This window comes from Pseudorhizobium banfieldiae (assembly GCF_000967425.1).
Lineage (GTDB): Bacteria > Pseudomonadota > Alphaproteobacteria > Rhizobiales > Rhizobiaceae > Neorhizobium > Neorhizobium banfieldiae.
In genome coordinates, this window is sequence record NZ_FO082820.1 from 4,042,301 (window position 1) to 4,062,307 (window position 20,007).

General features: G+C 57.6%; 17 protein-coding genes and 1 pseudogene. 7 read left to right on the top strand and 11 right to left on the bottom strand.

All coding sequences use genetic code 11. From position 1 onward, the window contains the following. Nucleotides 1–243: 243 nt before the first annotated feature. Entirely contained in the window at nucleotides 244–1,002 is a 759-nt protein-coding gene (locus tag NT26_RS22220; protein WP_162197798.1) for a FadR/GntR family transcriptional regulator, read from the bottom strand. 148 nt (nucleotides 1,003–1,150) lie between these two features. On the opposite strand from NT26_RS22220, the gene NT26_RS19505 reads away from it, so the two are divergent. From NT26_RS19505 to NT26_RS22485, 6 genes are all read left to right on the top strand, one after another. After that, complete coding sequence (locus NT26_RS19505) at nucleotides 1,151–2,116, top strand: TRAP transporter substrate-binding protein (protein ID WP_162197799.1); 966 nt, start codon at nucleotides 1,151–1,153, stop codon at nucleotides 2,114–2,116. 61 nt (nucleotides 2,117–2,177) lie between these two features. Beyond that, the gene (locus NT26_RS19510) at nucleotides 2,178–2,657 is read left to right on the top strand and encodes a TRAP transporter small permease (RefSeq protein WP_052641247.1); all 480 of its coding nucleotides are present in this window, start codon (nucleotides 2,178–2,180) and stop codon (nucleotides 2,655–2,657) included. A 2-nt stretch (nucleotides 2,658–2,659) separates the two neighbouring features. Further along, nucleotides 2,660–3,952: a TRAP transporter large permease gene (locus NT26_RS19515; RefSeq protein WP_052641249.1), complete on the top strand. Its 1,293-nt coding sequence runs from the start codon at nucleotides 2,660–2,662 to the stop codon at nucleotides 3,950–3,952. Between the two features lie 25 nt (nucleotides 3,953–3,977). Next, nucleotides 3,978–4,727: an SDR family NAD(P)-dependent oxidoreductase gene (locus NT26_RS19520; protein ID WP_052641251.1), complete on the top strand. Its 750-nt coding sequence runs from the start codon at nucleotides 3,978–3,980 to the stop codon at nucleotides 4,725–4,727. Between the two features lie 683 nt (nucleotides 4,728–5,410). After that, the gene (locus NT26_RS19525; RefSeq protein WP_152338535.1) at nucleotides 5,411–8,446 is read left to right on the top strand and encodes a peptidoglycan-binding domain-containing protein; all 3,036 of its coding nucleotides are present in this window, start codon (nucleotides 5,411–5,413) and stop codon (nucleotides 8,444–8,446) included. A 232-nt stretch (nucleotides 8,447–8,678) separates the two neighbouring features. Further along, nucleotides 8,679–8,873, top strand: a complete 195-nt coding sequence (locus NT26_RS22485) for a transposase (RefSeq protein WP_152338536.1) — start codon at nucleotides 8,679–8,681, stop codon at nucleotides 8,871–8,873. A gap of 188 nt (nucleotides 8,874–9,061) precedes the next feature. On the opposite strand, the gene NT26_RS19530 is transcribed toward NT26_RS22485, so the two are convergent. Genes NT26_RS19530 through tnpA form a run of 4 tightly spaced genes read right to left on the bottom strand, consistent with a single transcriptional unit; the run spans nucleotide 9,062 to nucleotide 12,131 of the window. Next, on the bottom strand, nucleotides 9,062–9,676 hold the full coding sequence (locus tag NT26_RS19530; protein WP_052641258.1) for a plasmid pRiA4b ORF-3 family protein: 615 nt from the start codon (nucleotides 9,674–9,676) through the stop codon (nucleotides 9,062–9,064). After that, nucleotides 9,673–11,331, bottom strand: coding sequence for an IS66 family transposase (tnpC, locus tag NT26_RS19535; protein WP_052641260.1), 1,659 nt, complete (start codon nucleotides 11,329–11,331; stop codon nucleotides 9,673–9,675). Before tnpC ends, NT26_RS19530 begins: the two co-directional genes overlap by 4 nt. A gap of 45 nt (nucleotides 11,332–11,376) precedes the next feature. Then, nucleotides 11,377–11,724: an IS66 family insertion sequence element accessory protein TnpB gene (gene tnpB / locus NT26_RS19540; RefSeq protein WP_052641263.1), complete on the bottom strand. Its 348-nt coding sequence runs from the start codon at nucleotides 11,722–11,724 to the stop codon at nucleotides 11,377–11,379. Then, entirely contained in the window at nucleotides 11,721–12,131 is a 411-nt protein-coding gene (tnpA, locus tag NT26_RS19545; RefSeq protein WP_052641265.1) for an IS66-like element accessory protein TnpA, read from the bottom strand. The genes tnpB and tnpA overlap by 4 nt, the downstream gene beginning before the upstream one ends. A gap of 34 nt (nucleotides 12,132–12,165) precedes the next feature. Here tnpA and NT26_RS19550 point away from each other — a divergent pair. Continuing rightward, nucleotides 12,166–13,125, top strand: a pseudogene (locus NT26_RS19550) (ISL3 family transposase); the annotation flags it as partial. A 68-nt stretch (nucleotides 13,126–13,193) separates the two neighbouring features. Here NT26_RS19550 and istB read toward each other — a convergent pair. The 6 genes from istB to NT26_RS19580 all read right to left on the bottom strand — a co-directional run bounded on the left by istB (nucleotide 13,194) and on the right by NT26_RS19580 (nucleotide 20,000). After that, nucleotides 13,194–13,988, bottom strand: a complete 795-nt coding sequence (gene istB / locus NT26_RS19555) for an IS21-like element helper ATPase IstB (RefSeq protein WP_052638837.1) — start codon at nucleotides 13,986–13,988, stop codon at nucleotides 13,194–13,196. Further along, nucleotides 13,978–15,498 carry an IS21 family transposase gene (istA, locus tag NT26_RS19560; RefSeq protein ID WP_052638836.1) on the bottom strand — a complete coding sequence of 507 codons (1,521 nt, stop codon included), beginning with the start codon at nucleotides 15,496–15,498 and terminating at the stop codon, nucleotides 13,978–13,980. Before istA ends, istB begins: the two co-directional genes overlap by 11 nt. A 752-nt stretch (nucleotides 15,499–16,250) precedes the next feature. Then, the gene (locus NT26_RS19565) at nucleotides 16,251–16,928 is read right to left on the bottom strand and encodes an RraA family protein (protein ID WP_052641267.1); all 678 of its coding nucleotides are present in this window, start codon (nucleotides 16,926–16,928) and stop codon (nucleotides 16,251–16,253) included. Nucleotides 16,929–16,937: 9 nt separating this feature from the next. Beyond that, nucleotides 16,938–17,954 carry a hydroxyacid dehydrogenase gene (locus tag NT26_RS19570; protein ID WP_052641269.1) on the bottom strand — a complete coding sequence of 339 codons (1,017 nt, stop codon included), beginning with the start codon at nucleotides 17,952–17,954 and terminating at the stop codon, nucleotides 16,938–16,940. Next, nucleotides 17,947–18,798, bottom strand: coding sequence for an HpcH/HpaI aldolase/citrate lyase family protein (locus NT26_RS19575; RefSeq protein ID WP_052641271.1), 852 nt, complete (start codon nucleotides 18,796–18,798; stop codon nucleotides 17,947–17,949). The genes NT26_RS19570 and NT26_RS19575 overlap by 8 nt, the downstream gene beginning before the upstream one ends. Further along, the gene (locus NT26_RS19580; protein ID WP_052641273.1) at nucleotides 18,795–20,000 is read right to left on the bottom strand and encodes a CaiB/BaiF CoA transferase family protein; all 1,206 of its coding nucleotides are present in this window, start codon (nucleotides 19,998–20,000) and stop codon (nucleotides 18,795–18,797) included. Before NT26_RS19580 ends, NT26_RS19575 begins: the two co-directional genes overlap by 4 nt. Between the last annotated feature and the right edge of the window lie 7 nt (nucleotides 20,001–20,007).

The following is a 20,007-nucleotide window of genomic DNA, read 5'->3' on the forward strand; positions in this document are numbered from 1 at the left end:
GCTTAAGTCGGGGTGCTGCTCAGCTAGCAAGTGCGGCGGTGTTGTCTGCTGAAAGCGGAGGGAGCCTCGGCCGGGGCTTGGTAACCGCCTGCGACTTCCGAACCTGCAAGGACAGAAACTTGTCATCGGGCAGTATGACAGCTGGTTTGGCGGCGGCCAGAGCAAGGGAGAATCTCCGGTCTCGTCATGTCGGTTCACGATCCGCCGAGACTGCTTTAGACGGTAGAACTCTGTGAACAGGACCTAGGCTTTTGCGACCAATATCCTTTCAATATCACTGCTTGCATTGCCGAGCAGGTTCAGCGCCAACTGACGGGCCAATGACGGGTCACGGGCTATGATAGCTTCACACAGTTCACCATGCTCCTGGATCGCGCGGGCCCGATGCGATCCTTGCGCCGCAATGGAAAACATTTGACGAAGACCAATACTGAACAGCTGGCCGATGGGCCAGAAGAACTCGTTATGAGTGGCGAGATAAATGGCCCTATGGAACCTCAGATCGGCCTCGACCCATCGTACATTGTCGTTGCCGGCCTCGACCATCGCCTGAAAAGCTGCACGAATGCGCGTATGATCGTCGGCTGTCGCCGCTTGTGCAGCGATAGCCGAGGCTTCCGGCTCCGTGGCGCGTCGCAGCTGAAACATTTTGCTCAGGTAGGTATCAACATCCGATACCTCTATTCGCCATTGAAGAACATCAGGATCTAGATGGTTCCACTCCGAGGGGTCACGAACAATCGTTCCCCGTTTTGGTCTGGAGTCCACAAGTCCTTTCGCTGCCAGCCCTCGGACCGCTTCACGCATCGCCGTGCGACTGACGCCCAAGATCTCGCAGAGATTATGCTCCGCCGGGAGAAGGCTGCCCGGCTCTATATCACCGCGAACAATGGCCAGCCCGAGCTGATCATGCACGCGCATGCGCGGGTCAAGATTGGCAATCAAGGCTTTCCAGGCACCGGGATCGCCGGTTGATGTCTTTTCTTTCGTAACTGCTGGCATTGGAACCGGCCTTGGACGGCAACCTCGATGAGCATGCTGTTTGACATAACCCTCTGCCATTTCCAAGTCAGCTTGACAAATCTTGTCTTATTGTATGAGATATTATCTACTTTAGCAGCTAAGGGAGGAAAAGATGCTAAGGACGTTGATGATCGCAAGTGTGGCGGCGCTCGCCCTCACGACAGTCGCCTCAGCCCAGGAAGTTTCTATCAAGTTCGGGTTTTCGTCGACCGCTGACCTGGAAAACGACAACGGCGCAGCAGCCCTGCTTTTCAAGAACTACGTTGAGAGCCACACTGACGACATCAGCGTGGAAGTGCACGGCTCAAGCGCACTCGGAAGTGATGCTGACGTCATTCAAGCGCTCCAGCTTGGTTCGGGAGCCACCATGCACATCGGCGGCACCGCCACGTACAACACCTTCATCCCCAAGGTGGGCGTGCTCGACCTTCCCTTCCTTTGGAAAGACTACGCCCACGTGGCAAGTGTCTTGGACGGAGATGTCGGCAATGCGCTGCAAGCTGATTTTGAAGGCAGCGGCTTCAAAGTCCTCGGCTACGGTTTTAGCTGGGGCTACAGAAATGTGATCACCCGCGGAAAGGCGATCAATGAACCTGACCACGTGACTGGTCTGAAAATCAGAACGATCCAATCGCCCATATATGTCGCGGCCCTTAACGCTATGGGCGCCAATGCCACACCGATGTCGTTCAATGAGGTGTACACGGCCCTGCAGACGGGAGTCCTGGATGGCTTTGAGCATGCGGCATCCATGGCCTATTCTGCCAAGCTCTATGAGGTGTCTGATCACCTTGCTCTGACCAGACATCTCTTCGGACCGACGGTCATGACTTACTCACTTAACCTCTGGAACCAGTTGAGCCCGGAGCAGCAGGCGCTAGTGCAGGAGGCTGCAGACTTCTCCTTGACGGTGGCAAGAGCCATGGCCGCCGGCAAAGAACAAGAGGCACTTCAGAAGCTGGCCGCTGAAGGCATGACCATCACCGATGTGGACACCACGAAGTTTGTAGAAGCCGCTCAGCCCTTGCAGGAGCAACTGGCTTCCGACATCGGTGCAACCGATCTGCTAACCCAAATCCGCTCAGAGAAATAAGTTGGTGACGATGGGCCTTTGCGGCCCATCGCGCCTCACGGGGCAGCAAATGATACGCTTGATGTCTATCGTTGATCGTCTCGTCGAGACGATCGTCATTGTCACGTTCGCGGCGATGATCGCTGTGGGAACGGCACAAGTCTTCAACCGCTACTTCTTGAATGTTTCGCTGAGCTGGAGCGAGGAGTTTCAGAGATACGGGCAGATATGGTTGGTCTTCCTGGCTATTCCTGTCGCCTATCGGCGCGGAATGCACATGGGGATTGCAGGTCTCCGGAACGTCCTCAGCGAGAGTGGCAGACGTTGGTTTGTTCGCTTCATTGATCTCTGCTGGATCGGCCTAGGCATAGCGATCGCGCTGGGGACTTATCAATTCATGGGCCTGCTCCGCACGCAGCGCAGTGCAGGTCTCGGTCTGCCGATGAACTGGGTCTATATGGGCATCCTGATGGGCGCCGCCTACATGGTGCTCATCGGGATCCGGCGGATCACTGCATCTTTTGCTGGCCATCAGGTGATCGACACACTGGGAGAGCCGTAGTCATGATGCTCGCTCTCGTGTTCATTGTCATGCTCGTGTTGATTTTCAGCGGACTTCCCATAATTCTCGCTATGGGGCTGGTTGGACTGGCAGGGTTTCTTTCTGTGCCGCAGTTGGTCCTGCCACTGTTTTCACAGAAGATGTTTACGACGCTCGACTCCTTCAGCTTGCTCGCCTTGCCCTATTTCATCCTGGCAGGTGAGTTGATGGCGAAAGGAGGGATCAGCCGTAGACTGGTTGAATTTGCAACCGCGGTGGTGGGGCATCTTCGTGGCAGTTTGGCGCATGCCAACATTGTTTCCTCTATGGCTTTTGCCGGGATTTCGGGTTCGTCTACGGCAGACACGTCTGCCATTGGTGGCGTCCTCATCCCCGCCATGAAAGAGCAAGGGTACAAAGCAGGTTACGCGGCCGCGGTCACTGCGACCTCCTCGACCATCGGAGCAATTATCCCGCCCTCGATGACGATGATCGTCTATGGAGCTCTTGCCAATGTTTCCATCGGAGGCCTCTTCCTCGGCGGCATTATTCCCGGCCTCCTCGTGACACTCTCGATGATGAGTGTGGTCTACTTCCAGTCGCTGAACGTCAAAAAGTACCCCGAAATGCAGGGCAGGGGGCGTTTCGATTCTAAACGCGCATTGCGCTCCTTAACCACTGTCTGGTCCGCCCTTCTGGCTCCGCTTATCATCGTTGGGGGAATCTTAGGCGGGATCTTCACAGCGACGGAAGCGGGCGTGGTTGCATGCGTATACTCCTTCGTCGTGTCGGTCGTCTTCTACAGGACGATCAAGCTGAACGAACTTCCCGCAATCTTGCTATCAGCAGGTCTGACCACAGCGATGGTGGCAGGAATAATCGGTATTGCCGGCGGCTTTGGCTGGCTGCTTGCATACCTCAACTTCAACCAGATGATCCTTTCGAGCATCATGTCGGTCACGACCGAGCCGCTTTTGGTGTTCGCTCTCCTGGTCGTTGTCATGCTGATCCTGACGATGTTCATCGACTCCATGGCAGTCCTGATCATCGCAGTTCCCATCGCCGTCTTCATTGGTCAACGCTTTGGGATCGACCAATTCCAGCTAGGGATCGCGCTCACCATGGCAACGCAGATTGGATCGACGACGCCACCCGTTGCTGTGCTTCTGTTCGTGGCCACTTCTATCGCGAAGTGCAGATATCACGAGACAATCCGATACGTCTGGCCATTTATCGGCGCTGAAGTCTTCGTTCTCGTGCTTGTCATGATGATCCCAGCCATCGCCAGTGCGATTCCGCACTGGGCACTGAACTAAAAATATCACGAAAGAGTAGGACCTGATGATGTACGATATCAAAGATCACGTCGCCGTTGTCACTGGCGGTACCCGCGGCATCGGACTGGCGATCGCCCGGTTGATCCTTCAGAACGGCGGAAAGGCGCTGATCAATGGCCGCGAAGAAACGCCTGAAGCCGGTGCCTTGCGAGCTGAGTTCGGCGATGATCGGGTGGTCTTCCTAGAAGCCGACGTATCGGTGCCGGAGCAAGCGCAGGACCTTATAGCACGCGCTGGTTTGGCATTCGGAAGACTGGATATGCTCATCCACGCTGCTGGGGGTCCAGCTCCCGGAAAGATCACAGACTTGGCAACCGAGAGCTGGATGCAAGCCTTCGACATCCATGTTCATCCCGTTTTCCACCTATTCAAAGCCGCTCATGCTCTCCTGGCGAAGAATGGTGGTTCCGTCCTTTTGGTATCATCTGTTGCGGGCCTCAGGGGATGCCCAGGAACAGTCGCTTACCAGACAGTGAAAGGCGCCCTCATTCCTCTTGCTCGCGCCTTGGCATTCGACCATGGGTCAGAGAATATCCGTGTGAATGTAATCGCGCCAGGCATTATTCGCACCCGTTTCCATGACGCGATGACGGATACGGCCAAAGCACATAACATCCAAAACCGCATTCCGCTGCGCCGTGAGGGTACTGTTGAGGATGTCGCAACTGCGTCATTGGAGCTGCTGTGTAACCCGTTCATAACCGGTGAGGTCCTTACTATCGACGGCGGGATGTCGATGCGAGTGACGGGTTAATCATTGCAGGAACTGCGGGTCGGTGCTTCCGGCCCGTACTGTCAAATGTCGCACGTTTCGGATTCAGCTGCTGAAGGCAGGCTGGGCAGCACGTGTGCGCATGGCTTGCTCCGGCTCCGAAAGCGGCTGGTCTGAACCGATAGGATGGATGCCCCCGCCGACTGGCATCGGTAATTGATGCCCGCCTCGCGCGACAGAGGCGTTGACGAAGTGGAGGCAGATGACAGCTTCAGATGCGGGCGTTCGGTCTCATAGATGGAGTTTTCGGGAGCGGTTGATTAAAGCTTGCACATCTCGTTCTACCGACAGATTGGACGCCGATCAAAGTTCCTGCTTCTGGGGCAAGGTCTATTTGATGAAGTTGGGTTAGAATGGGATTCGTGTTTCCGAGCGCTTCCAACTCAGCATCTCGCTACCGCTGATCCGCCTCCCCAATAGTTTGCCTCTAATGCATCTTGCTGGAAACGCCGCTCCACCGATGAAACCCCTGACTACAACCAAATCAGGACAGATGTGCAGATTCTGGTTGCAGGCGGCTACCGGTTGTGTAGCGTGATATTGGGGTAATTTGGGGGCTATTCATGTCATTGAAGACTAGGCTGTTTTTGTGCACGTGCGTTCTCGCATCGGGCTTGGGCACGGGACCTAGCCAATCCCAGAACCTTGGCGGGATCATCAACCTCATGGGGGAGATGATCGAGCAAGATATGCGTAACCAGGACCAACGTCGGCGTATGGACGCTGAGCGTCAGATTTATCGGGAGCGGCAGCAGGCGATACGGCGTGAAGAGCAGGCTAGGCTGGATGAGGCGCGCCGGCAAGAAATCCTACTGATCAAGCGACTGCAGACCGCTTTGAGCAAGCTTGGCTTCTACACGTCCGCAATTGACGGCGACCGTGGTCCAGGAACAAAGAAGGCCGAGGTTCTGTTTTCGCGAGCCTTTGGCTTTTCGGATATTCCGCTCGATGAACATAGCATTTCCCAAATTGAAGACCTAGCCGTTCGAGGCTTCCGAAGCGCTGACGAGTTACGTGAGGCGACGGCTGCAGGCTTCGACTTGAGAGAAGACTTCCTGGCGGCGAAAGCAGGTGGCTTTGCATCCGCGCAGGACTATTCCGACGCTCGGCAGGAAGGCTTCGCCTCATTTCAAGAATATCGTCGCTACCGGCTGTCTGGCTTTGACAAGCCAGCGGACTACCGAGTCGCGGCCGAAGGCGGTTTTGACCAACGCGCGGAGTTCGAAGCAGCTCGTGCCGCCGGCTTCGCTGATCGCGCCGAGTTCATTAACTTCAAAGCATCTGGCCACACAGACAAGCGAGCTTACGAAGCGGCGTTGGCAGCCGAAGCGGCCGCTACTGCCGCCTTCGCGGCCTGTGTGGAGGTCGGGCCTCAGGGTGACCTGGAGAAAATCCTCGACATCTGCCTCACCGCTATCATCGCAGGTGCTGACTCTCATCAGATGAAGCCATATCTGGAGGAGATCCGGGCGAAGCTCGACGAGCAACTTCGACAGCTTTCCGAGCATTCTTCTGCTGTGTCGACCGAGGTCGCCTCAACAGGTGAGACAACGGTGCATCAATCAGATGCTTCCGTTTTCCTGGTTACGCGTGCGAAGCTGTTAGAGGCTCAGCGGCAGCTTGAATGCGGATTGGCGATACTCGAAGAGTCCTGGGCAAACGCGACAGCCATTTGTCAGGAGGCTCAGGGAAGCGGAACCCGCACCCTTGAAAAGCTACAGACGCTTGCGAGTATCGAACTCAAAGCCGCCGGGGAAGCCGCTGAGAAGGAAGCCGAAGAGAAGCGAAGAGCTGCGGCCGCTGAGCAGCAACGCCTCGCGTTGGAAGCCGCTCACGGACGACTGGAGGCGCTGCTGTCAGATATGGGGCTTTTCACGAAGGCGAAGCGCAGCTTGGTCAATCCGCTTGATGTTGCAAAGGCGGTGGTCCGTCTGCGGCAGCTGGAGCAATCGGACGACTATGAAGCAATCGAGCAGGCCCTCATTTTCACTGATCAGCTTCTAAAGGGCGAGCCCGATTTTCAAGCCTTCCTGACTGAGAAGCAGAAGGCCAGCGAAATCGCCCTTGTGAACGCTCGGACCACTGCCACTGCCGATCTTCAACGGATGTCTTCATTCATCGAGATATTTGTCGGAGCCAACCTGCTTCATGAGTCCGTAAACGACCTTCTGCAACTCCAAGACAAGTTGGCCAGTGCCCTTCAGTCCGGCCAGGATCAGCAGATTTTCAATATGCAAAAGGCTGCCTCCGCGGAGATCGCACGACTCAACCTATCATCCGCCCTCTCCAACTATGTGTATGAGGAGAACGCACCTTCAACGACGGAGGTCCAGCAAGCACCTAACGGCATTGCTGTCACTGATCTAAATCGCGGCCTCTTGGAAGGTGATCGAAAAGACGTTCTTCTAGTGGGTAACTTCACCCCTCAAGCATCGCATCTACTCGTAGACCTGACCGGGAAAACGACTTTCGATGGGGGACTCGTCGACTACTGCTGGATAGGCGCAGATTCCACAAAGCCACCGCTCTTGGACCACGTACTGCCTGCCTTGCGTTCGCACGGAGCGGAAACCTTCCGGAGCCTCGGTAGCTGCGGGTCGTCTCAAGCCGTGAATGCCGACGTGCTTTTGGTGGAGCGCGGGGAGTTCCTGAGCCGGAATGTGCTGGACGTCACACCGATCCTCCAAGCCTTCGAAAGCAACCAGTTCAAGCTGATCCAGACCATTGCCTGGGCTGATGTCGGCCGCTCTGCGGAAGATGACGGGCGGATGGCAGATACAATCCGAAACGAGGTCTTGGGTCAGGCACGGGTCGGGTTTGGCGTTGTGCGATTCGAGGGAGAATCAGGTGAGCTTTGCCTCGTGGTGCAGCCCGATGAGGCGGAGTTCCATCAACGGGCATTAGCGATAAGATCCATAGACCTGGAACGTTTCCTGCCAGTTGATATAGGTGCTGTTGCCATGACTCTGGATCGAGCCTTCGCTTCCGTTCAGAAACGCGCATGTAAAGCTGTTTATGCCAGCGAGAGTGATATGGCGAAGCTTCTCCAGGGGCTGCAAAATGTGGATGCGCCTCATTCTGTACTTCCCGTTTGGATTGATCAGGAGATGATCTCCGAAGGGAGAGCCTTGGCCCAACGTTCAGAGGATGAGAAGCAGAAAGAGATCGCGGCCCGAAGGCAGGAGCTGGAGGCAGATGCTGCATTGCGTAAGAGGAAGCGGGAGGCAGCTGAGGTCGTCCGCGTCGAGCGGGAGAAGGAGCTAAGAGGTCGCTATTCTCAGGAATCGCGTGCGGCCTACAACGACCTGTCGCAACTTAGCAAAAGTTTCATGGAGGGCTCGTCTGAGAACTCGGTGATATTCACTCGCTTGTTCCCCGAGCTTGGCAGTTGGAAGATGGGCTGGAAGAATGACAGCTGGGAGCTCGAGAAGTACGAGGACCGGCTGGTGGACTACGGCACGGCGGATTGGAAAAACCGAAAGCTAGAGGCCGTAATCATCGAAACATCCGTTACCACCAAGAATGCGATCCGCGGAGAGTATAGCAAATCATGTTATTTGCTTGCCTACCTCATTGATAGTGAGTTTCAAGTGAGACGTGACCCAATGGTAGAGCCGTGCGAGACGTCTGCTCCTGCGCTGCGCCAGTGGCAGGTCAGTCGCGGGTTCGAGAGTCGATGGGTAGCTTCTATTACTGAATGACTCCATCACGCCACCTCGAAAAGCAGGTAGTCGCCAGTGCAGGTCCTGACTCGGAGCCCGGGGTGTTAGTTTGCCTACCTCAGGCCGCTCAACAGCTTCGTGTCGCATCGCCTCGGAATTGTAAGCATAAGCGGTCCAAGTAATTTGTCGTAACCGGAGTTTCGATCCCACGTTGCCCGCTGTTGCTTGATCTGTGATCGAGTTCCATGGACGAGCGACAAGGAGTTTCTCCATGGAGACTACATTGGAGGTACTCACTACAGGACGTAGGCGACGCGAAGGCAATCGCCAATGGCCTGACGAAGTCAAGGCACGGATCGTGTCCGAGAGCTTGCGACCAGGCGCGACGGTGAATGAAGTAGCGGGGCGCTACGGGCTGAAGGCCAACCACCTGTCATCTTGGCGAACACTGGCACGGTGTGATTAGGCATGGAATAAGGACCCCGCAAATGGGGTGATCGGCGTCCAAATGGGGGTCTGACTCACTCTTGATGATGTTTTAGATTCCACTGGCCTGGATTTTTCACGGAGATCCAGCGCCATGCGAGCACAGTTTCGGCTTTCCGATCTGATCCGTAAGCATCCGGCGTAGGCCGCGGATGGGCCGGCTTCCGGTCAGTGGCGGTTGTTCTGGCTTTTGGCGTAACCAACTTTTCCAAGGGTTCGGCGGCGCGCGATCTTAACTATCCTATCATTGATCGTATCGACACCAATATTGTCCGGCTCGAAGCGACCTCCGTACCAGGCCACGACTTCGCGGTGTTGTGCATGTCGAGGCTTTGCCATTGCGTTCAGGAACTCCTCGAAGCCGGACAATCCGCCGACATCTTCCGGCGGCGCGCGCCGTTCGCCGTCGACGAAGCGCGGATATTCGACTGCCGGATCGGCGTCCGTGACGGCCTCAACAGTGATTGAATGCCGCCAGTCGTCGCCGAAGTCATAGGTATAGTTGAAGGTTGTGATGCCGCGATCCACCAGAGCGCCTATACGAACATTGCGGGCGGCATAGGTCTCACGGCCGAAGTCCCATTCAGGATCGGGAACTGCGTAGCGCTTGCCGCCGGCATTGAACTCGAAGAGGTGATAGTCCTGGAATGGCATGACGGCCTGGATGATGTCGTGCAGCCCTTTCAGGCTGGTGGTGATCGGGACCTCTACCCTGCGCCAGATGGCTGGGTCGATATGATCGAGCTTGACGATAATCCGGGCGATGCGTTCGCTGGAGGTCATGATGCCAATGCCTTAGGTGCTTGCGCTGATGTCCAGTGCCACGGAAGCAGTTGCTCCAGCCTGCTGACAGGAGTGTCGGCGATACGAGCGAGAACGTCAGCGAGCCAGGCCTGCGGGTCGATGTCATTGAGCTTGGCGGTCATGATCAGCGTGGCCATGAAGGCTGCACGATCAGCCCCACGATCCGATCCGGCAAAGAGCCATGACTTCCTGCCCAGTGCAAAGCCTCTAAGCGCTCGTTCGGCGGCGTTGTTTGTGAGGCAGACACGGCCATCGTCGAGGAATGACGTAAAGCCATCCCAGCGCTTCAGCATATATTCGATTGCCTCAGCGACGGGAGAACTGCGTGACAGCTTCGTCCGTTCGGTCTGGAGCCAATCATGCAGCTCTTCGAGGAGTGGCTGGCTTTCTCTTCGTCGGTGCTCCAGTCGCTGTTGGGCGGCAAGACCGTTGATCTCCCGCTCGAAGTCGAACAGGGCATCGATACGCTTAACGGCCTCCAACGCTACGGGCGAGATCGGCGCGGCTTTGCTTCCACGTTTGGCGTTCGTGGCGAGGTCGGCCAGCACAAAGAACTTGCGGCGCGCGTGCGCCCAGCAGAGTGCTTGCGTCAGCGGCGCGGGATCGCGATCTGCTTTGTAGAGCGGGTTATAGCCGCCATAGGCATCAGCCTGCAGAATACCGGTGAAGGTTCTCAGGTGGCGCTCGGGATGCTCCTGTCGCCTGTCTCGCGATGCGTAGAACAGTGCCGCCGGCGGTGATAGCCCGCCGAACGGTCGATCATCCCGGACATACGTCCAGATGCGGCCCGTATCGGTCTTTCCCTTCGCCAGGATCGGCACGGTCGTGTCGTCGCCATGCAGCCGCTCGGCGGCCAGGACATGGGCCTCGATCAGCGAATGGATGGGCTTCAGGGCTGCGGCGCACGCGCCGACCTGGTCGGCCAGCGTCGATAGGCTGAGGTCGATGCCCTCGCGGGCATAGCGTTCGCTTTGGCGATTGAGCGGCTGATGCTGGGCGAACTTCTCGAACAGGATCATCGCCAGAAGGTTTGGTCCGGCAAAACCGCGCGGCGTCACATGGAAGGGTGCTGGCGGTTGGGTGATCTTCTCGCATTCGCGGCAGGAGAACTTCTCCCGCACGGTCTGAATGACCTTCCACTGACGAGGGATGACCTCCAGTGTCTCTGTGATATCCTCACCGAGCTTCGACAGTTTGGCCGAGCCGCAGCAGGAGCAGTTTGTCGGAGCAGCAATGACGACACGTTCGCGCGGGAGATGCTCGGGAAACGGCTTGCGTGATGGTCGCTTTCGCTCGAAGGCCCTGACGGTCGAGGCATTGGCTGCGATCTCCGCCGCCAATTCATCTTCACCAGCATCAGCCTCCAGCTCCTCGAGCTGCAGTTCCATCTGTTCGAGAAGCCGCGCTTTGCGCTCGGAGCGACTGCCATAAAGCTCCCGGCGGACTTTCTCGATCTCCAGCTTCAACCGCGCGATCAGCGCCTCGGAGTGCGACACGAGCGCCTTCGCGCTGGCGGCCTCTGCCTTGGCGGTCGCTGCCTCGGCCTCGGCCGTAATGCGTCGGGCACGCTCCGCCGCCAAGGCCGCAAGTGCGCTGGCAAGGTCGTCAGGAAGCTGTTCAGCCGCATCGTTCATGGGCTGATGGAATCATATTCGCCCCCGCCATTCCAGCGTTTTTGCTCATCCGACTGATGTTGGTCGCCAGGTCTTTTGCGGCATTCGCCAGTCGATACCCTCCAGCAGATAACCGAGCTGTCCAGGCGTAATTACCACCGTACCATCGGCCGCCGACGGCCATATGAAGCGTCCCCGCTCCAGCTTCTTCGTGAACAGGCAGGCCCCCTGGCCATCATGCCAGATGACCTTGATCAGACCGCCGCCACGCCCGCGGAACACGAAGAGATGTCCACACATCGGATCGCGCTTCAGTGTCTCTTGCACCATCAGCGACAGACCGGGAAAGCCCTTGCGCATGTCCGTATGGCCGGTCGCCAACCAGACCTTCACACCACCAGGAACAGGGATCATCGCCGACCCAGCACACAGTCGAGAATGCGACCGAGCGCCTCCGTGTCGATGTCGCTGTCCACGCGGACACGACGACCACGGCCTAGCTCAATCGTCACATCGCTGCGCTTCCGGCGAGGTTGTGGCGGAACCGGCGTTTCCGGGGCAGCGGATTGGGCTGCCGGCGCGGTCTCCGACACGATCACGGGCACCAACGTGCTCGATACCTGCATCGACGGCTCCTCGATCCGGCACAGTTCCTTGCGCCAACGAAAGAGCTGGCTGACATGGATACCGGCTGCGCGGGCTACCTCCGAGATCACAGCGCCAGGTTCAAAGCAGGCAGCAACGAGCCGCTCCTTCTCCTCGCGAGACCAGCGGCGACGGCGCTCGACAGACGTGATCACTTCAATCGGATGCTTCGTCATACGACTACTCCTAGTGCTACCACTAGGACTTCCGATGTTCGCATCAACCTCGCAAGGCGGCCCTCACCGGGCGCTTACTCTGATCCCTGCCGAATTGAACGTGGAGTCGGTGCATCAAACACCCGATGCGATCGTTATCGCCGCAAACGGTCAGTGCCGAGATTGCAGATGCCCCCACTGCGGAGCCGCCTCCCGTCGTGTTCATAGTCGCTATCCTCGGATGATTGCGGATCTGCCGTGTGCGGGTCGAAGGATAGAACTGCATCTGAATGTCCGACGCTTCGTCTGTAGTGCAGCTCATTGCCGCCAAAAGATTTTCGCCGAGCGCTTCGGCGATGATGTGATCCGACCCATGGCTCGCCGGACAGCCCGCCTAGACTGCCTGGTCCGGCATCTAGCTCTCGCATTGGGTGGTCGACCGGCGGCGCGATTTGCGGATCGTCTTGGGCTTCCGGTCAGTAATGATACGCTGCTACGTACCGTGCGCCGATATGATCGGCCACCACTAACGCCACCGAGCGTAATCGGCATTGAAGACTGGGCGTGGCGTCGAAATCATCGATATGGGACGATCATTTGCGATCGTGAGCGTCGAAAGACGATCGCCTTGCTCCCCGACCGAGAGCCCGCGACGGCCAGAGCCTGGCTGATCCAACAGCCCCAGATCGAGATCATCGCACGAGATCGCGGCGGCGGGTATGCGCAGGCAGCGGCACAAGCCCTGCCGCACGCGGGTCAGGTTGCCGACCGTTGGCATCTGATGGAGAACGCCAGCCACGCCTTTCTTGATGCCGTGCGCAAGTCGATGCGGCAGGTCCGCGTGGCAATCGGCACTGCAACCTTAAACCCGAAGCTTCTGACCGCCGCCGAGCGACTGCAATATGAAGGATATCTGCGGCGTGAAGAGGCAAACGCCGTTATCCGTGGTCTCGTCAGCGAAGGCGTCTCCATCAAGGAAATCGTGCGCAGAACTGGGCACAGCCGTAAGCTTGTTGGTTTCCACGCGGAACTGAGCCGGTTTTTCCACCGAGAAGTGAGCCACCTCTGAGTATGGTTTTCTGATCAGGGTTTGGTCAATGGGCTGGCCTTTTCTCCTCTCTTCTGTGCCGCTGCGGCCGAGCTGGCCTTGAAGCGGAAGCTGTCGTTTCCTGTTTCCAGGATGTGGCAACGGTGGGTCAGGCGGTCGAGCAAAGCGGTGGTCATCTTGGCGTCGCCGAAGACGGTAGCCCATTCGCTGAAGCTGAGGTTGGTGGTGATGATGACGCTGGTGCGCTCGTAAAGCTTGCTCAGCAGGTGGAAGAGCAATGCGCCGCCCGAGGCGCTGAACGGAAGGTATCCAAGCTCATCGAGGATTAGCAGATCGAGACGGACCAGGGCTTCGGCGATCTGACCGGCCTTGCCCTTGGCCTTCTCCTGCTCAAGAGCGTTGACCAGTTCGATGGTAGAGAAGAAGCGGACCTTTCTGCGATGATGCTCGATAGCCTGGATGCCGAGAGCGGTCGCGATATGTGTTTTGCCTGTGCCAGGGCCTCCGACCAGGACAACGTTCTGCGCTTCGTCCATGAACTCACACCGATGCAATTGGCGCACGGTGGCTTCGTTGATCTCGCTGGCGGCGAAGTCATATCCGGAGATGTCCTTGTAGGCGGGGAAACGGGCGGCCTTCATATGATAGGCGATGGAGCGAACCTCGCGCTCCGCCATTTCCGCCTTCAGCAACTGCGACAGGATCGGCACGGCCGCATCGAACGCTGGCGCTCCTTGCTCAATCAGATCCATGACCGCTTGGGCCATGCCATACATCTTCAGGCTCCGCAGCATGATGACCACGGCGGCACTGGCAGGATCATGACGCATGGCGACCCCCTACGATCCGAACACGCAGCCCGTCATAGCGTTCGACATTGGCCTTGGGTTCACGAGCCAATGCCAATGCGTGCGGCGTATCGATAATAGGGCCGTCGGTCGTTTTCCCGTCTACCAACCGATGCAGCAGGTTCAACACATGCGTCTTGGTTGCCACGCCGGCCTCCAGGGCCAGTTCCACAGCGCGCAGGACGACCTGTTCGTCGTGATGAAGAACGAGAGCAAGGATGTCCGCCATCTCGCGATCACCGCCGGGGCGGCGGAGCATCTGGTCCTGTAATTTGCGGAAGGCCGGTGGCAATTCCATAAAGGGTGCGCCGTTACGAAGTGCTCCGGGCTTGCGCTGGATGACCGCAAGATAATGCCGCCAGTCGTAAATCGTCCGTGGTGGCTTGTCGTGACTGCGTTCTATGATCCGCACATGTTCGCAAAGAACGTTGCCCTCGCCCGCAACGACCAGCCGCTCGGGATAGATTCGTAAACTGACAGGCCGGTTGGCAAACGATGCGGGCACGCTATAGCGGTTCCGCTCGAAGGTGATAAGGCAGGTGGGGGAGACTCGTTTGCTCTGTTCGACGAAGCCGTCAAAAGCTGCAGGCAGTGTCATCAATGCTGCCCGCTCATCAGCCCAGACATCCGCGATCGTGCCGGGCAAGGTGCCATGCGGTGTCTCCCGCCACAGGTCCTGGCAATGCTGTTCCAACCAGGCATTCAATGCCGGCAGATTCGGAAAGTCCGGCATCTGTTGCCATAGCCGTGGTCGGGCATCCTGAACATTCTTCTCGACCTGCCCCTTCTCCCAGCCTGCCGCCGGATTGCAGAATTCGGGCGCAAAGACGTAGTGGTTCGTCATCGCCAGGAAGCGGACGTTGACCTGCCGCTCCTTGCCGCGGCCGACGCGATCAACCGCGGTGCGCATGTTGTCATAAATTCCACGCGCGGGCACGCCGCCAAGGACACGGAAGCCGTGCCAGTGGGCGTCGAAGAGCATCTCGTGTGTCTGCAGCAGGTAAGCTCTGACCAGAAAGGCCCGACTGTGCGCCAACTTGATATGCGCGACCTGAAGCTTCGTGCGCTCGCCGCCTATCACGGCATAGTCTTCACTCCAATCGAACTGGAATGCTTCGCCTGGGCGGAAAGATAGGGGAACGAATATGCCGCGGCCGACCGCCTGCTGCTCAACCCGCCAGTCACGGGCGAACGCAGCGACGCGACCGTAGGAGCCGGTAAAGCCCAAAGCCACCAGATCGGCATGAAGCTGCTTCAGCGTTCGGCGCTGCTTGCGTGATCTCCCGGTCTCGGTCTTCAGCCAGGCCGCCAGTTTGTCAGCGAACGGATCAAGCTTGCTCGGCCGTTCCGGCACAGTGAACGTCGGCTCGATCGTGCCAGCGCTCAGATACTTCGAGATCGTGTTGCGCGAAAGCCCCGTGCGCCGACTGATCTCACGGATCGACAGCTTCTCGCGCAGCGCCATCCGGCGGATGATGTTTAAAAGTCCCATGTGGATCACTCCGTTGCCCCCGTCGCTCTCCGCGTTGGGGGAAGGTTCACATGGCTCAATTCTCAATGGAAATTATGCGCCTAACCGGCTCAGTTCCGCGTGGAAACCAACAGGCCTATTCAGCGAGTGTGGTATTTGACATCTTGCTCGTGCCAACAGGATCTTCTTCTTCTGATCACCTTGGAAACCCAACTGCCGTCAGATTGGCTAGGTGATTTAGCTTACGAATTGCCGAAAGGAAGCCATTTCTTGAGCGCGGAATGGCATTGCATCTCCTCAAAATGTAGCAGATTTTGCCGCAAACAATCTAACGTTCTGTTATAAAACAACAAATTCTGGAAGGATGGCGGAGAGGATGCGATTGTTCTCGAACAATACCCTCATTAATTTCAACTGCTTAGCGACGACGAAGACGCGCTTCTTGTAGCACATTTTTTAGCAGCCAACAGCGTTCATCTTAACAAGCGGTTGCAAGCCTGAACCGACGTGCCCTTAACGCAGGGCGTACGCTGAAACGATCTACGCGCGTCAACATCTGCCATAGATGGTGAGGGAATGGACAAAGCGAAAAAGGCACTCAAGTCGCGCCCCCTCATTGTCATCGCACGGTTCTTGCGCCAGGCGGCAGCCACGCCAACCCGATGCAGTTCCGCCCTGGCTCTTGGCAAACAGGCCGGCCAGTGTGTTCATTGCACGGCCCGTGAACTGCTCCGGTTGGGCAGGCTCAGCTTCGGCTGAGCTGCTCGGTCAAACTAGTCAATAAATTCACAGCCAGCCTCCCGAAGGGCAATGTCTACCCAGTCTCTCTTCACGGTCCCAGCTTCGGTGTCCGTCATCTGCTTGGTCTCGGCCTCGTGCTTTTTGACGGCAGCCAAGGCGATGGTAGCGGCCTCTGCCTTGGGAACGGAAACGACGCCATCAAGATCACCGAGTATCAAATCACCTGGCTCTACCACTGAACCATTGATCGAGATTGCAAAGCCAATCTCGCCAGGTCCTGTGCGGTAGGGCCCGCGATGGGTAACGCCGCAGGCGAACACGGGAACGTTCCGCTCAAGAAATGCTTCCGCATCACGAACTGCGCCATACAAAACGAAGCCGGCGACACCACGCTTCAGCGCATGAGCGAGCATCAATTCGCCCATCAAGGAGTTCGTTGTATCGCCACCTCCATCCACGACGATGACATCGCCGGGTTCTGCCATGTCAATCGCCTTATGCAGCATCAGATTATCGCCGGGGCGGGTGCGAACAGTCAGAGCGGGACCGGCAAGATTTCCGCTGCGATGCATTGGACGCAGACCGTGGCCAAGACCGCAAAGACGCGACATGGAATCGCTGACATTCGCCACCGGAAGGGTTCGGAAGGTCTCAAGCAACTGCGGCTCGATGCGTATCCAGCTACGTTTGACACGAAACCCATAAGTCATTTTGGAACCTCAAGAAGACAATTGGTCGGGACGGGCAAGCGAGCGTTCATCCGGTGGGTGTCCATCAAGAACGCTGATAATATGGTTTGCAGCAATCAATGCCATGTTGTCGGCAGAGCCATAGGTTACCCCAGCTATGTGAGGCGTTGCGATCAAGGTGTTGAGCGACCATAGTTCACAATCCTTCGCAGGGGGCTCGACAGCAAAACTATCGAGCCCCGCTCCGGCAATACGACCGGAAGCAAGGGCAGTCGCAAGGGCTGCCTCATTGATGATACCGCCGCGCGCCGTATTAACGACGATAGCGGATGGCTTCATCAGTTGAAGGCGCCGCGTATCGATCAGGTCACGCGTTTGCGATGTCAAAGGACAATGTATGCTGAGGAAGTCAACGCCGCTCAGCATGGCGTCCAGATCGTCCGCCACGGTGAACCCATCATCGCTTGCTGCTTGAGACGAGAGTGGGTCATAAACAACCACCTCCATACCCAGCGCCTCGGCCATGCGTGCGGTCTCCCGGCCAATCGCCCCATACCCAATGAGACCGATGGTAGCGGAAAGGAAATCTCTCCCGGTAAACGTGGGCTTCAGCCATTCGCCACGCTTCACGCTGCGGTCGAGTGGCAAGAGCTGTTTGACCAGAGCCAGCATCATCGCGATCGTATGTTCAGCAACAGCGCGGGCGTTCGAACCCATTGCTCGCAAGACGGGTATGTTACGAGCCGCGGCAGCGGCGATGTCAATGTTATCTACGCCCACGCCGTGTTTTGCGATGATCCTGAGGTTGGGCGAGGCTGCAATGACCTCCTCTGTGATGCGCCCCTGGCGCACCATTAGACCATCTATTTCGAGTTCTGCAGCCCGCTTGGCCACCACCTCTGATGGATCATAAGGAGGTGAGAAGAAGACATCGATGCCGTGCTCGTTCAGGAGTGAAATCGCCTTCTCGGCAATCTTGTGGTGGGTCACTAATATCCGCCGGCGGGTCAATCCGGCTGCTCCCGCATCAACAACAGCCTCAGTCATGACATTCTGTTCTCTTCTGGCCGCGCTTCAGGAGGCGTCGTGCGCGCTCCACGATCGGTGCATCGATGAATTTGCCGTCCAATAAGAACGCACCTCGGCCGACCGCAGCATTCTCGTCGTTGGCAGCCACCACCTTGCTGGCCCATTCCAGCTCCGCCGCCGTAGGAGAGAAACAGGCGTTGAGGATGGGGACAGCTGACGGGTGGATGCAGCTTGCACCATCAAAACCGAACCGTCTCGCCTCCAGCGCCGCCGCACGCAAGGCCTCCTGATCGGCATAATCGACGGTCGTCCTCAGCATGCCGAAGGACAGCACCCCGGCTTCCTTGGCAGCATAATGGATCATCAGCTTAGGATAACGGAGCACCTCGGGCGTCGGTTCTGCACCCATGGCAGTGGCAAGATCCTCGCCTCCGGCCGTCACCGCAATGACCCGAGGCGCATGCGCAATGGCTCGGACTTCGAACAGCCCTCGCATATCCTCGATGAGTGGGACGAAACTTATCGGCGGTCGGTTCGCCTCAAGCGCCGTCATTTTTGCGGCAAGTTGTGTCAGGAGATCAGCGCTGTTCACCTTGGGGATGTAGAGCGCATCAGCACCGGCGCGGCTCGCGGCCTCTGCATCATCAAGCAGTCTATCCGTGTGGTTGATGCGTACAAAGACCTGAGAACCAGCCGAGCGGATCTTGGGTACCCATTCGCGGAGTCCATCGCGCGCTTCCGACTTGGCTGGTTCCGGCACGGCATCTTCAAGATCGATAATAATCACGTCCGCCTGCCGCTCACCCGCCTTCGCCAGAAAGCGAGGCGAATTGCCCGGCACGTAAAGCAACGAGAAAATCATTGCTGATCCTCCAGATCGGCTGGGACCAGACCAATTTCCGAAAGAATAGTCTCGGTGTGCTCGCCGACCGCGGGAGCAGGATGTCGGAAAACCCCTGGGGTCGAAGAGAGGCGGGGGAAGATATTGTGTTGAGGGATGCTGCCTAGATCTGCATCCTCAACTTCGACCAGAACCTCGCGCTCGGCAAAATGCTGGTCCCTACTAATATCGGCGATATCGTAGACAGGCCCAGCAGTTGCACCGGCGGCTCGCATCCCTGCCAAAGCCTCGTCACGGGTGCGGCCTGCAAACCATTCGCCGAGTGCCGCGTCCACTAAGTCACGGTGCTTCACTCGCTCAACATTGGTTGAAAAACGGGGATCCTCCTTCATCTCCGGACGACCAATGATCTCGAAGATCCGCATCGCGATCACCTGCGTGGAGCCAGATAGGGCCACATACTTGCCATCACTACAACGGTAGACGTTTCGGGGAGCCACGGTATTGGAGGCAGATCCCGACCTCTCCTTGATCTTGCCGGTTATCCGGTAGATCGATGCTTCCGGGCCAAGTGAAGCAAATATTGGCTCCAGTAGCGATAGGTCGATCACCTGGCCGGCAGCCTCTCCCCTTTCCCGGGCGAAGAGAGCCATCATCACTGCATTGGCGCCGGTAAGTCCTGAAATCATGTCAGCGAGGGCAAGCGGTGGAAGAACCGGTTCACGATCTGGAAATCCGGTTCTCGAGGCAAAGCCGCTCATGGCCTCCACCAGCGTTCCAAATCCCGGGAACCGCGCATAGGGGCCCGTTTGGCCAAAGCCGGAAATGCGCACAATGATCAAATTCGGGTTAAGTGCTAGTAGCGTGTCTGGTGAAAGACCCATTTCCTCCAGTGTGCCTGGACGGAAATTCTCAACAAAGACGTCTGCCGTTCCGAGCAGCTTCTTTAGCGCAGAAAGCGCCTTCGGCTGGCGTAGGTTCAGCGCGATCGAGCGCTTGTTACGACCGTAGGTCTTCCAGTGTAACGAATGGCCATCGTCGCGCCATTCCCTTAGCGCGTCGCCATTTGGCGGTTCGACCTTAATAACGTCGGCACCGAAATCTCCGAGTTGCAGAGACAGCATGTTGCCCGCAACAACACGGCTGAGATCAACCACACGAACACCGTGAAGCGGGCCTTTGCGACCCGGGTCGAAATCTACTGGCTTGAACTTCTGACTCATTGAAAAC

Coding starts and splice junctions, on each gene's coding strand:
- NT26_RS22220 (WP_162197798.1), bottom strand. CDS start 1,002: ATGCCAGCAGTTACGAAAGAAAAGACATCAACCGGCGATCCCGGTGCC.
- NT26_RS19505 (WP_162197799.1), top strand. CDS start 1,151: ATGATCGCAAGTGTGGCGGCGCTCGCCCTCACGACAGTCGCCTCAGCC.
- NT26_RS19510 (WP_052641247.1), top strand. CDS start 2,178: ATGTCTATCGTTGATCGTCTCGTCGAGACGATCGTCATTGTCACGTTC.
- NT26_RS19515 (WP_052641249.1), top strand. CDS start 2,660: ATGATGCTCGCTCTCGTGTTCATTGTCATGCTCGTGTTGATTTTCAGC.
- NT26_RS19520 (WP_052641251.1), top strand. CDS start 3,978: ATGATGTACGATATCAAAGATCACGTCGCCGTTGTCACTGGCGGTACC.
- NT26_RS19525 (WP_152338535.1), top strand. CDS start 5,411: ATGGGGGAGATGATCGAGCAAGATATGCGTAACCAGGACCAACGTCGG.
- NT26_RS22485 (WP_152338536.1), top strand. CDS start 8,679: ATGGAGACTACATTGGAGGTACTCACTACAGGACGTAGGCGACGCGAA.
- NT26_RS19530 (WP_052641258.1), bottom strand. CDS start 9,676: ATGACCTCCAGCGAACGCATCGCCCGGATTATCGTCAAGCTCGATCAT.
- tnpC (WP_052641260.1), bottom strand. CDS start 11,331: ATGAACGATGCGGCTGAACAGCTTCCTGACGACCTTGCCAGCGCACTT.
- tnpB (WP_052641263.1), bottom strand. CDS start 11,724: ATGATCCCTGTTCCTGGTGGTGTGAAGGTCTGGTTGGCGACCGGCCAT.
- tnpA (WP_052641265.1), bottom strand. CDS start 12,131: ATGACGAAGCATCCGATTGAAGTGATCACGTCTGTCGAGCGCCGTCGC.
- istB (WP_052638837.1), bottom strand. CDS start 13,988: ATGCGTCATGATCCTGCCAGTGCCGCCGTGGTCATCATGCTGCGGAGC.
- istA (WP_052638836.1), bottom strand. CDS start 15,498: ATGGGACTTTTAAACATCATCCGCCGGATGGCGCTGCGCGAGAAGCTG.
- NT26_RS19565 (WP_052641267.1), bottom strand. CDS start 16,928: ATGACTTATGGGTTTCGTGTCAAACGTAGCTGGATACGCATCGAGCCG.
- NT26_RS19570 (WP_052641269.1), bottom strand. CDS start 17,954: ATGACTGAGGCTGTTGTTGATGCGGGAGCAGCCGGATTGACCCGCCGG.
- NT26_RS19575 (WP_052641271.1), bottom strand. CDS start 18,798: ATGATTTTCTCGTTGCTTTACGTGCCGGGCAATTCGCCTCGCTTTCTG.
- NT26_RS19580 (WP_052641273.1), bottom strand. CDS start 20,000: ATGAGTCAGAAGTTCAAGCCAGTAGATTTCGACCCGGGTCGCAAAGGC.